The following is an 11,705-nucleotide window of genomic DNA, read 5'->3' as shown; positions in this document are numbered from 1 at the left end:
AATGAAAAAGTTATCTATTGTTTTATTCTCACTACTTACTTTGCCGCTAAGTGCACAAGAAATTAATACACAGGCATTAAAAGCATGTAGTTTTATCGAAAATGATTTTCAGCGCTTGCAGTGTTATGACCAAGTTGTTGCAGGAAAAGAGCTTACAGCAGCAAAAGCCAACAACAATAAAAAAGCTAAGCCTGACTCAAAACGTACATCAACTAACAACGAAAACCAGGCCAAACCGAAAAAAGACAACTTTGGCCTTGAACACAAAAAGCTTGATAAAGAAACAGATGAAATTACTTCGGTTGTGGTTAGCGTAAAGAAAAAGCCACATGGCGAACTTATGGTGACGTTAGAGAATGGTCATGTTTGGCATCAAACAGGTACAGAATACTTCTCAGTTAAAGAAGGCGAGACTGTTATCATTTCTCGAGGTCTTTTTAATTCATTTACGATGAAAGTTGAGGGTAGAAACAGAGGCATTAAAGTAAAACGTAAATAGTCGTATGCGTTACTTTGATATCGGTGTAAACCTCAGCAGCGAGCAATTTGCCAAAGACAAAGCAGATGTAATTTGCCGTGCCCAATCGGCAGGCATTGAGAATATGCTACTAATTGGTTCAAACCTTGATGATAGCCGCCAAGCTATTGCGCTCGCCCACACCTTTAATCTAACAGCAAGTGCGGGCATTCACCCGCATGATGCAAAAACAGCACAAGGCAATTATTGCGAAACCATCGCGTCACTGGCAAGTGATAGCGCCGTAGTTGCAATTGGTGAGTGTGGCCTCGATTATAATCGGGACTTTTCACCACGCGACAAACAGCGCGAAGTATTTGCCGCACAAGTAGCACTGGCAAATAAACTTAATAAACCGCTTTATATGCATCAGCGTGATGCGCACCAAGACTTTTTAGCAATAGTAAAAGAAGCTGAAGTACCAGGTGTTGTGCATTGTTTCACTGACAGTGAGCAAGCTTTAGAGGCGTACTTAGAACTCGGTTTTTATATTGGCATCACGGGTTGGCTGTGCGATGAACGCCGCGGAGATACGTTGCGTCAATTATTGCCACAAATTCCGCTCGACAAGCTGTTGTTTGAAACCGATGCACCGTATTTGTTACCACGCAATATTAAACCTAAGCCAAAATCTCGCCGCTGTGAACCAATACATATTACACATGTTGTTGCGCAAGCCGCTGAGTTGTATGAGTTACCTGTAGAAGAAGTCGCTGATGCAGCATTTAACAATGCACATAAACTCTTAGCTTTGGAAGTGAGTGCATGCGACTGATCTTGTTTATTTGCCTGTTATTCTCATGTGCACTGCAAGCAAATACCTTAAATACTAAATTAAACGGATACACCCAGTTAGTATTTGACTACAGCCTAGTACCAAGTGATTCTCCTGAGAAAGTCCCAGTAAATACCTGGCAACATGTTGAATCAGGGCAAGTCAATCTTGGCTTGGGTAATTCACCTGTTTGGCTGAAATTTAAGATAAATAATAATACACAGATGCAGCAAGAGCTCTTTTTGTTTAACGCATTTGTTCATATCGATAAGCTCACGTTATTTCAAAAAGGCAACAACTTAGCGCAAACCCAGCTTACACTTGGTGATAGCATGCCGATTAAAACGCGCTATTTAAAAGATGCTGATCAGATATTTAAACTCAGTCTGTCACCAAATACACACTATGAATACTATATAAAAGCTGAAACAGCAGGTGTAATGAAGCTTAACTTATCGCTTTGGCAGCACGATAAGTACATTGAGAAAAAAGCCAAGTTCAACCTGATTATGGGGCTGATATTAGGAGTGATGTTTGCTTCATCGCTGATTTTATCTGTGCTGTTTTTAATTACTAAAAAGCAAAGCTTTGCTCTTGCAGCAGTGTTTAATATTTGCGTTTGGTTTTTATTTGCGTGGCTACTCGGCTATGTTTATCGCTATATTTCTGACCAAAGCTTTTGGTTAATTCATACCATTATTCCGGCGTTAACCATCTTTGTACTCGTCCCACTAAACATTCTTACCGAACGAATTTTAGGGCTACATAGCCTCGCTAAGCCACACGTTGCCTGTTTGCGTATTACGCTTGGTATCAGCTTAGCTTTAGTAGTTATAACACCTTTTTTAAGCTACACCATCGCGCTTACTGTAGCGGTTATTTTTGCGCTTATTCATGTACTTATTTTGTTACTGGTAACCGGTATTCGCGCGCAGAAAAAAGACACCAAGGCACAATTACTTGTAGTGTGCATTTTACCGCTGCTAATCACTCTTTTGTATAAAGGTGCATTGCTATTTTCTTACAGTATCTACTTTAGCCAACTTATGGTGGTATTTGGTATAAGTTATTTAATTAGCTGTATTGCTCTCACGTTAATTGCAATTAGCCAATATATTCAACAGCGCGATATTAAAGTAAGTCAACAACAAAAACGCCTTGCAGAAGCGGAAGCTAACGAAGCCATTCAGAGTGAAACAATTCGCTTACAAGAGTTACACCAAGAAGAATTAGAAAGTAAAATACAGCAGCGCACTTTTGAGCTAGAAGTGACCCTTAGAGAACTACAAGAAAAGAACCTTGAACTCGAAGAACTAAATACACTTGATGCATTAACTGGGCTGCGTAATCGCCGTCATTTTGATAAGAAAATCACCATGGAGTTTCGTCGCTCTCGCCGTGAGCAAACACCTTTGGCTGTAGTAATGCTGGATATCGACCATTTCAAACCAATCAATGACGAATATGGTCATTTAGCGGGTGATGAAGCGATTAAGTATGTTGCAGCGAGTATCAAAGGGGCATTGCGTCGTCCATCGGATATCGCATGTCGCTATGGCGGTGAAGAGTTTGCCCTGATTTTACCAAATACCGATAGCCAAGGTGCTAAGTTAGTTTCTGAAACCATTCGTCAAAATATTGCAAAACATGCGATAAAAACCAGCTCTGGTGATGTAAAACTGACTATTAGCGCCGGCATATTTAGCAAGACTGCCGATGCAAGCTTAGATCCAAATCAATATACCGACTGGGCAGATAAGGCACTCTATAGCGCCAAGCAGCAAGGTCGTAATCGTGTTTTTATTGCCGATTCAACCCAGTCACCCAAAGACCCCGAGGAGTTATAATGGCCCAATCAGGTTTAGATTTATTCCCATATTCACGCATGCGCCGTATGCGTAAAGACCCTTTTTCACGCAAATTAATGCAAGAAAACGTACTTACAACGGCCGATTTAATTTATCCAGTATTTGTATTAGAGGGTAAAAGTCGTCGTGAAAAAATTGATTCTATGCCAGGAATTGAACGTCTTTCGATAGATTTACTTATTGAAGAGGCAAAAGAACTTGCGGCACTTGGTGTACCTGCGATCGCTATCTTTCCAGTGACGCCAGCAGATAAAAAATCACTTGAAGCAGAAGAAGCGTACAACCCTGAAGGTCTTGCACAGCGTACCGTTAAAGCACTTAAGCAAGCAGTGCCAGAAATGGGCGTCATAACTGATGTTGCACTCGACCCATTTACGGTACACGGTCAAGACGGCATTATTGATGAAGACGGTTACGTACTAAACGACATCACAACAGACATTCTAGTTAAGCAAGCTCTGTCTCACGCCGAGGCAGGAGCAGATGTTGTTGCCCCATCAGATATGATGGACGGTCGCATTGGTGCGATTCGTGAAGCATTAGAAGATGCCGGTTTTATCAACACGCGCATTATGGCTTATTCGGCAAAATATGCTTCGAGTTACTATGGTCCATTTAGAGATGCAGTCGGTTCTGCCGGCAATTTAAAAGGTGCTGACAAAAAGACCTACCAAATGGACCCTGCCAATTCAGACGAGGCGCTACGTGAAGTAGCATTAGATCTGCAAGAAGGTGCAGATATGGTAATGGTAAAACCTGGCATGCCTTACCTTGACGTGGTACGCCGCGTAAAAGATGAATTTGGCGTACCAACCTTTGCCTACCAAGTAAGCGGTGAATACGCAATGCACATGGCGGCAATCGAAAATGGTTGGTTAGCTGAAAAACCAATCGTTATGGAGTCATTACTTGCTTTTAAACGCGCTGGCGCCGATGGTATTTTAACCTACTTCGCTAAGAAAGCTGCGGTTTGGTTAAACGAAAAAGACTAAGCTCTGTTGATCTTTGCTGTTCTATTTTTGTTCTGTTTGAGCGTGCTTTTATCGCGGCGCTTGATGTGTGGCCTAGCAATCAAAGCAAATATTGAGAAACAATGAGAAAAGGGCGCTTAGCGCCCTTTTCTCATTGTTGCCAGCAAAGTTATCGCCGCGCAGCACAATTTAATAACCCTTAATGCAGCACCATAATAAAACCATAGCAGAGTATCGCAAGCACAAGGCCTGTGCCTGCGCGCTGCAAATAAACTAACTTCATTTCTCGCTTAATCCAATAAAAATACATAAACTGCAAAAAACAGGTTGCCGTTGCGCCAAAACAGGCAAATAGGCATAAATAAATCACTTGCAACATCGCTGTCTCAGCTCAAAATAAAAATTTATATCTAATAACTATAATGGCTAATCGCCACTAAACACAATGTTTTTAATTAAACCCCTTGTTTTTACTTGCTTAAACCAAAATCAAAGTTGATATATAACTAAAAAGAATATAGCTAGATTTAAAGTTATTTTTTTCTTTCCATGCTCTTCTCTATGCTCCATGCTAAATATTTGCCTGTAACGCAATCAGCCTGATAACACAGCGCAAAATTATCGCTTTCTTAGAGGACAACACGTGGACTATTTTCCAATTTTTACCAAGCTTGAAAATAAGCCTGTATTAATTGTTGGTGGTGGTGATGTAGCACATCGCAAATGCCAAGCTATGCTGCAGGCTAACGCCAGCATTACCCTTGTTGCGCCTGAGTTTTGTGCGGAATTAATAGCGCTTAGTAACGCTAAAAAAGTAACCCTTATCCACGATTACTTTACTGAGCAACATGTTAACAACCAGAGCTTAGTTATTGCGGCGACAGATCTTGAAACTGTCAATAAAGCAGTTTTCGATGCAGCCGAAGCAAAGAATATTTTCGTAAATGTGGTTGATGATCAACCAAAGTGCAGCTTTATTTTTCCATCGATTGTGGATCGTAGCCCTATTACGATTGCGATTTCGAGCGCAGGTAAAGCGCCGGTGCTTGCGCGTCGCTTACGTGAAAAGCTTGAAACCATCATCCCACAGCATATTGGCCCATTAGCGCAGCTTGCGGGTAACTTCCGCGATAAAGTTAAAAGCCAGTTAGATAGCTTTAGCAAACGTCGCATGTTTTGGGAAAAAGCATTTACTTCAGATGCAGTAGCGCAAGTAGCTAAAGGTGATCTTACTGCTGCAGAACAAACTTTTGAAAACATCTTAGCAGGTGACAACCAGTTAAGCGGCGAAGTGTTTGTGGTCGGTGCGGGCCCAGGTGATCCTGAGCTTTTAACGATTAAAGCACTGCAAGCAATGCAAACCGCGGATGTTATCGTATACGACTATTTAGTGTCTGACGAAATTATGGCACTGGTGCGTAAAGACGCAGAGCTGGTGTGTGTTGGCAAACGCTTGGGTAATCACAGCGTGCCGCAAGATGAAATCAACCAAATCTTGGTTGAGCTTGCTAAACAAGGTAAAAAAGTATGCCGTTTAAAAGGCGGTGACCCGTTTATCTATGGTCGCGGCGGTGAAGAAGTACAAGAGCTGGCAAAGCACCAAATTGCGTTTCAAATTGTACCAGGCATTACTGCCGCTGCAGGCTGCTCGGCATATGCGGGTATTCCGCTTACGCACCGTGATCATGCGCAGGCAATTCAATTTGTCACAGGCCATTGTAAAAAAGAGGGCCAAGAACTTGATTGGCAATCTCTGGCAAAAGCAAATCAAACTCTCGCTGTTTATATGGGTGTGATAAAATCGCCGCATATTCAAGCAAAACTGATTGAATATGGGCGCGCACCTGAGACACCTGTAGCGATTATTGAGAACGGCACACGTAAAGAACAGCGTGTGGTAACAGGTGAACTCGATGACTTGGCAAATTTAATTGAACGCGAGCAAATTAAATCGCCAGCATTACTGATTATTGGTGAAGTAGCCAACCTTAGCAAAGAGCTTGCTTGGTTTGGTAATTCACAACAGTCACATTTGTCGAGCAGCCAGCTGCTCACCAATGCGGCATAAAGAATTTAGAATTAACTTTACGTTTTAGGACAAAATCATGGCATTAACCCATCTTCAGCAACTCGAAGCTGAAAGTATTCAAATTATCCGCGAGGTTGCGGCTGAGTTTGAAAACCCTGTGATGCTTTACTCAATTGGTAAAGATTCATCGGTGTTATTGCACTTAGCGCGCAAGGCTTTTTACCCAGGCAAAATTCCTTTTCCACTACTGCATGTAGATACCGATTGGAAATTTCGTGAAATGATCGAGTTTCGTGACCGCTTAGCAAAAGAATACGATTTTGAACTAATTGTGCATAAAAACCCTGAAGGGATTGAAATGGGCGTTGGCCCGTTTACCCATGGTTCATCTAAGCATACTGACATTATGAAGACTCAAGGCTTAAAGCAAGCGCTTGATAAGTATGGCTTTGATGCGGCATTTGGTGGTGCACGTCGTGACGAAGAAAAATCACGTGCAAAAGAGCGTGTATATTCGTTCCGTGATAAAAATCACCGCTGGGATCCTAAAAATCAACGCCCAGAGCTGTGGAGCAACTATAACGGCCAAGTAAATCCAGGTGAAAGCATTCGTGTATTCCCACTATCAAACTGGACTGAACTTGATATTTGGCAGTACATCTATCAAGAAAATATCGAAATTGTGCCGCTTTACCTATCGGACAAGCGCCCTGTTGTTGAACGCGATGGTTTACTTATCATGGTTGATGACGAACGTATGCCACTACGTGAAGGCGAAGAGCCAGAGCTACGCTCTGTACGTTTCCGTACCTTAGGCTGTTACCCACTAACAGGTGCGGTTGAGTCTGAAGCAAATACCTTAACCGGCATCATTGAAGAAATGTTGTTATCAACATCATCTGAGCGCGAAGGCCGTGCAATTGACCACGATTCGTCTGGTTCTATGGAAAAGAAAAAACGTGAGGGCTATTTCTAATGTCGACAGCAAATGAAGTAAGAGAATTAGGTATTGAGCAATACCTATCGCGTCAACAAGATAAAAGCTTATTGCGTTTATTAACCTGTGGTAGCGTAGATGACGGTAAATCGACACTAATTGGTCGTTTGTTACACGACAGCCATCAAATTTATGAAGATCAGCTAGCTGCACTTCATAAAGATAACGAAAAAGTAGGTAATGCGGGTGAAGAACTAGACCTGGCACTACTCGTTGATGGCCTGCAAGCAGAACGCGAGCAAGGTATCACTATTGACGTTGCTTACCGTTATTTTTCAACAAATAAGCGTAAGTTTATTATTGCTGATACACCAGGACACGAACAGTACACGCGTAACATGGTGACCGGTGCATCGACTGCAGATTTAGCGATTATTTTGGTTGATGCGCGCTACGGCGTGCAAGTACAAACCAAACGTCACAGCTTTATCTGTGATTCGCTTGGTATTAAACAGTTTGTTGTAGCAATCAACAAAATGGATATCGTGGATTTTGATGAAGCCGTTTACAACAAAATTCAGCAAGACTATTTAGACTTTGCAAAGCAACTTAATGTTGAAGACATTCGTTTTATTCCAATGTCTGCCTTAAAAGGCGATAACGTTGTAACACGCTCTGAAAAAACGCCGTATTACACAGACGCCCCGCTACTTGAGTTACTTGAAGACTCGCCTGCGGCAGCGGCTAATACCGAATTTGAAGCACGTTTACCAGTACAACTAGTTACACGTCCTAACCTAAACTTCCGTGGTTTCCAAGGTACTTTAGTTGCGGGTGAATTAACGGTAGGTGAAGCAGTAAAAGCACTGCCTTCAGGCAAAACGTCTACGGTAAAAGAAATCGTAACCTTTGATGGTAATTTAGAGCGCGCAGAAGCCGGACAAGCCGTTACATTAACACTTAACGATGAAATAGATATCAGTCGTGGTGATGTTATTGTGCCAGCAAATAGTACGGCCAAGATTTCAAACCGCCTGCAAGCAAAATTAGTATGGATGCACGAAGCTCCGTTAGTGCTAGGCAAAGAGTACAATGTTAAGTTGGCAACTAAGAAAACAACTGCAAAAGTCGTTGCGATTGACCACACTATCGATGTTAACACGCTCGCACACGGTCAGGCAGACAGCCTACAGCTCAATGAAATCGCCATTGTTACAATTGAAATTGATGAACAAGTGCTCGCTGACGCTTATGTTGCCAACCGTGAAACTGGCTCATTTATCTTGATTGATCGCCTATCAAACCTAACGGTTGCGGCTGGTATGATTGAACAAGTACTTGACACTGCCGATACACAACAAGCACCATCTAATTTTAGTGCCTTTGAAGTTGAGTTTAATGCATTAGTGCGTAAACACTTCCCTCACTGGCAAGCAATTGATATTTCAAAGCTATAAGTATGTATCAGCAAGTCAGCCTTAGCCTTATTATGTTCGTTTTAGTCGCCTGCCTATTTGGCACGCGACTAAAACCTGCGTGGGTTTTTGCTGGCGCAATTAGTGTAAGTTATTTAGCAGGTCTGATAAATTTAGAAGGCGTGCTAATTAACTTCACTAACCCATCTCTTATTACACTTGTGTTGTTGATTTTAATAAGTATTGGCATCGAAAAAACCGCGTTTGTTCGTAAACTGTCAACTTCCTTAGCAAAAGGAAGCTTATCAAAGTCAGTCACTAAGTTAGGCTTATCAACCGCCTTTTTATCGTCATTTACCAACAATACTGCTGTGGTAGCAAGCCTTATCTCTGCGGTAAAAGAAAACAAAACCCATGCCCCATCAAAGCTATTATTACCTTTGTCATATACGGCAATACTAGGTGGCACACTCACTTTAATTGGCACGTCAACTAACCTTATTGTCAATGGCTTTGCCGTTGAAGCTGGTATGGAGCCTCTCGGCTTTTTTGACTTCACTTTGGTTGGTCTTGCGGTTTTAAGTGCCGGTTTAATTGCAATTTTGCTGCTATTAAAATTTCTGCCCAACTATCAAGAAGCTGACGATGAAGTCACGCCGTTTTATCTCGAAGGTAAAGTAAAGGCGAACTCTAAATTAATTGGCAAAACGGTTGAAGAGAACGGTTTACGTGAATTAAAAGATATTTTCTTAGCCGAGATTATACGCGGTGAAAAGCGTATTGCCGCAGTAACGCCAAAGCAAGTAATTAAAGCTGGCGACATTTTACTGTTTTCAGGTGACTTAAAATCGGTGCCATTATTGAAGCAGTTTGACGGATTAGAAGTTATTCACGATAAACACGAAATGGCGGTTGAACACTTTGTTGAAGTGGTTATCAGTCATAGCAGTTCGTTGGTCGGTCAAACTCTTAAAGATGCTAACTTCCGTAAGGAGTTTAAAGCAGCAGTAGTGGCTATCCGTCGCGGCCACAGTCGTTTAGAAGGTAGCTTCGCCAATATTCAATTACAAGCTGGTGACAGCCTTATTTTAGCTCCGAGCAGTGATTTCCAATCAAACAAAAAGCTCAAACGCGAATTTGTTTATATCTCAGGCCTCGACTTACAAAGCCACCTCGATGAAAAACAGTCTCACTGTGTGTTTGCGGGTTTTATTGCGGTAATTGGTCTAAGTATTTTTGATATCGTGCCGCTGGTAAAAGGGCTAATAGTATTACTCATAGGCTTTATGTTGTGGGGCGTAGTCTCGGTCAGTGAAATAAAACGTCGTTTTCCAATCGAGTTAGTTGTTATCGTCGGCAGTGCCATTGGTCTTGCTAAACTGATGATCGATACCGGCGTGGCGACGCAAATATCAGAGTTTGTATTAAGTTTAGTTGGTCAATTTGGCCCGTATACGGCGCTTGTGGTTATATTCTTACTAACCCTACTGTGTACTGAACTTATCACCAATAATGCAGCAGCTGCACTGTCGTTCCCTATCGCCTACTCATTAGCAATTGGCTTTGGGGTGAGCCCTCTGCCATTTATTATGGCTGTAGCGTTTGGCGCATCAGCGAGCTTTATTTCACCGTTTGGTTATCAAACAAATCTAATGGTGTACAGTGCAGGCAATTATCAAGTTAAAGATTACATTAAAGTTGGCATTCCAATGTCACTGGTTTACTCCATTACGGCACTGATCTTTATACCTATTGTTTTTCCATTTTAATTAACAGATTGTAGAACCCATTATGAGTGACGAAAATATCGTTTGGCACAACTACCATGTTGAGAAATCAAACCGCGTAGCGCAAAAAGGCCATAAGCCATGCATTTTATGGTTCACAGGTCTTTCAGGTTCAGGGAAAAGCACCGTTGCTAACGCCCTTGAAACGGCACTTCATGAAATGGGAGTACATACATATTTGCTCGATGGCGACAATGTGCGTCATGGTCTTTGTGGTGATTTAGGATTTAGCGATGAAGATCGCCAAGAAAACATTCGCCGCGTGGGTGAAGTTGCTAAGTTAATGGTCGATGCAGGCCTTGTAGTATTGAGTGCGTTTATCTCACCATTTCAGGCCGAACGCAAAATGGTACGTGAGCTAGTAGATGACGGTGAGTTTATTGAAGTATTCCTAGATACCCCGTTAGCAGTGTGTGAAACGCGTGATCCGAAAGGTCTTTACAAAAAAGCGCGTGCAGGTGAAATTAAAAACTTCACCGGTATCGATTCAACCTATGAAGCACCACAATCACCTGAGATATCACTGGATACAGGCGCAAATACAGTTGCTGATTCAGTTAACCAAATAATTGCTGAACTAAAACAGCGCAATATTATATAAGTTACTTTTTCTCGACTTGTTGTAGCAAGTCGAGAAACTTCTTCTCTACAAAGTCTTTTTCTTTTACTAGATGTGTTAATCGCTCTTCCGCTTGTAACAATTTTTGCTGTAATTTTTTCGCTTCACCTGCATCAGTATTATCCGCACCTTGCGCCATTAATTGTTGAATAACTTGATCTTGCTCGGCCATTTGCTTTTTGTATTGCTGTAGCGCTCTTTTTAAATTGTTGTTTTCGTCACTACTTGAAGTTGTGGAGGCGTTTGATGTTAATTGCACATATTCTCGTTCTAACTGTTCAAACTGCTCGCTAATTTTTTTGTTTTCTTTGGTTAAACGCTCAACTGTGTCGTATTGAGAGTAAAGCTTTTCACGGGTAATTTTTAGCTTTTTCACACTGGTGTCTAAATCACCTTTCAGCTTATGAATTAATTTATGGGCTTTTTTTAAACGCGCATTCAAATCATCCATTGACGCTTTTTCTTCTTTACTGATGTGATCTGATGTCGATGCCTTAATACTAGCAAGTTGATTTTCTAGCCCTTGTTGCACACGAATTAGTGCATCGAGCGTATCGCGGTTATCGGCGCTGTAATTAAGCGCCATCTCAATTGAATCTTGATATTCTGCGATCAATTTATCGTCGATATGCGAGCCATTGCCACCCGCTTTATGTGCAAATTTTCTAAACTCTCGAAGGATCAGCCATAAAATAACAAACCAACCCAAAAGAATAAGCAAACCTAGGTCCAGCGCGAGTATTTCTAAAACTTTGAATGAGGTTAAACCTGGGATATTCATAACTTC

10 protein-coding genes are annotated in these 11,705 nt (G+C 41.7%); 9 read left to right on the top strand and 1 reads right to left on the bottom strand.

Going from position 1 to position 11,705, the window contains the following annotated elements; translation table 11 throughout:
• The first annotated feature begins 1 nt into the window (after position 1).
• The 9 genes from AC2IOM_RS05145 to cysC all read left to right on the top strand — a co-directional run bounded on the left by AC2IOM_RS05145 (position 2) and on the right by cysC (position 10,900).
• Positions 2 to 499 (top strand): type VI secretion system-associated protein TagO, encoded by a 498-nt coding sequence (locus tag AC2IOM_RS05145; RefSeq protein WP_010561478.1) that lies wholly within the window; start codon positions 2 to 4, stop codon positions 497 to 499.
• A 4-nt stretch (positions 500 to 503) separates the two neighbouring features.
• On the top strand, positions 504 to 1,292 hold the full coding sequence (locus AC2IOM_RS05140; RefSeq protein ID WP_486359308.1) for a TatD family hydrolase: 789 nt from the start codon (positions 504 to 506) through the stop codon (positions 1,290 to 1,292).
• Positions 1,283 to 3,139 (top strand): sensor domain-containing diguanylate cyclase, encoded by a 1,857-nt coding sequence (locus tag AC2IOM_RS05135; protein ID WP_486359307.1) that lies wholly within the window; start codon positions 1,283 to 1,285, stop codon positions 3,137 to 3,139. Before AC2IOM_RS05140 ends, AC2IOM_RS05135 begins: the two co-directional genes overlap by 10 nt.
• Positions 3,139 to 4,152: a porphobilinogen synthase gene (gene hemB, locus AC2IOM_RS05130; RefSeq protein WP_486359306.1), complete on the top strand. Its 1,014-nt coding sequence runs from the start codon at positions 3,139 to 3,141 to the stop codon at positions 4,150 to 4,152. The genes AC2IOM_RS05135 and hemB overlap by 1 nt, the downstream gene beginning before the upstream one ends.
• A 622-nt stretch (positions 4,153 to 4,774) precedes the next feature.
• Positions 4,775 to 6,199, top strand: coding sequence for a siroheme synthase CysG (gene cysG / locus AC2IOM_RS05125; RefSeq protein WP_486359305.1), 1,425 nt, complete (start codon positions 4,775 to 4,777; stop codon positions 6,197 to 6,199).
• Between the two features lie 37 nt (positions 6,200 to 6,236).
• Positions 6,237 to 7,136, top strand: coding sequence for a sulfate adenylyltransferase subunit CysD (gene cysD / locus AC2IOM_RS05120; RefSeq protein ID WP_100914353.1), 900 nt, complete (start codon positions 6,237 to 6,239; stop codon positions 7,134 to 7,136).
• Positions 7,136 to 8,554 (top strand): sulfate adenylyltransferase subunit CysN, encoded by a 1,419-nt coding sequence (cysN, locus tag AC2IOM_RS05115; RefSeq protein WP_486359304.1) that lies wholly within the window; start codon positions 7,136 to 7,138, stop codon positions 8,552 to 8,554. The genes cysD and cysN overlap by 1 nt, the downstream gene beginning before the upstream one ends.
• Before the next feature lie 2 nt (positions 8,555 to 8,556).
• A complete protein-coding gene (locus tag AC2IOM_RS05110) occupies positions 8,557 to 10,281 on the top strand; it encodes an SLC13 family permease (protein WP_336435789.1) in 1,725 nt (574 codons plus the stop codon).
• A 22-nt stretch (positions 10,282 to 10,303) separates the two neighbouring features.
• Positions 10,304 to 10,900: an adenylyl-sulfate kinase gene (cysC, locus tag AC2IOM_RS05105; protein ID WP_100914356.1), complete on the top strand. Its 597-nt coding sequence runs from the start codon at positions 10,304 to 10,306 to the stop codon at positions 10,898 to 10,900.
• 1 nt (position 10,901) lies between these two features.
• Here the strand turns inward: cysC and AC2IOM_RS05100 are convergent, their stop codons facing one another.
• Entirely contained in the window at positions 10,902 to 11,699 is a 798-nt protein-coding gene (locus AC2IOM_RS05100; protein WP_100914357.1) for a chromosome partitioning protein ParA, read from the bottom strand.
• Positions 11,700 to 11,705 lie beyond the last annotated feature (6 nt).

The organism is Pseudoalteromonas sp. NS-SX12 (assembly GCF_057367955.1).
This window is presented reverse-complemented; position numbering and strand designations above follow the sequence as displayed.

Bases quoted from the DNA above. Each gene is read 5' to 3' on its own strand.
- AC2IOM_RS05145 (WP_010561478.1), top strand. From the start codon at position 2: ATGAAAAAGTTATCTATTGTTTTATTCTCACTACTTACTTTGCCGCTA.
- AC2IOM_RS05140 (WP_486359308.1), top strand. From the start codon at position 504: ATGCGTTACTTTGATATCGGTGTAAACCTCAGCAGCGAGCAATTTGCC.
- AC2IOM_RS05135 (WP_486359307.1), top strand. From the start codon at position 1,283: ATGCGACTGATCTTGTTTATTTGCCTGTTATTCTCATGTGCACTGCAA.
- hemB (WP_486359306.1), top strand. From the start codon at position 3,139: ATGGCCCAATCAGGTTTAGATTTATTCCCATATTCACGCATGCGCCGT.
- cysD (WP_100914353.1), top strand. From the start codon at position 6,237: ATGGCATTAACCCATCTTCAGCAACTCGAAGCTGAAAGTATTCAAATT.
- cysN (WP_486359304.1), top strand. From the start codon at position 7,136: ATGTCGACAGCAAATGAAGTAAGAGAATTAGGTATTGAGCAATACCTA.
- AC2IOM_RS05110 (WP_336435789.1), top strand. From the start codon at position 8,557: ATGTATCAGCAAGTCAGCCTTAGCCTTATTATGTTCGTTTTAGTCGCC.
- cysC (WP_100914356.1), top strand. From the start codon at position 10,304: ATGAGTGACGAAAATATCGTTTGGCACAACTACCATGTTGAGAAATCA.
- AC2IOM_RS05100 (WP_100914357.1), bottom strand. From the start codon at position 11,699: ATGAATATCCCAGGTTTAACCTCATTCAAAGTTTTAGAAATACTCGCG.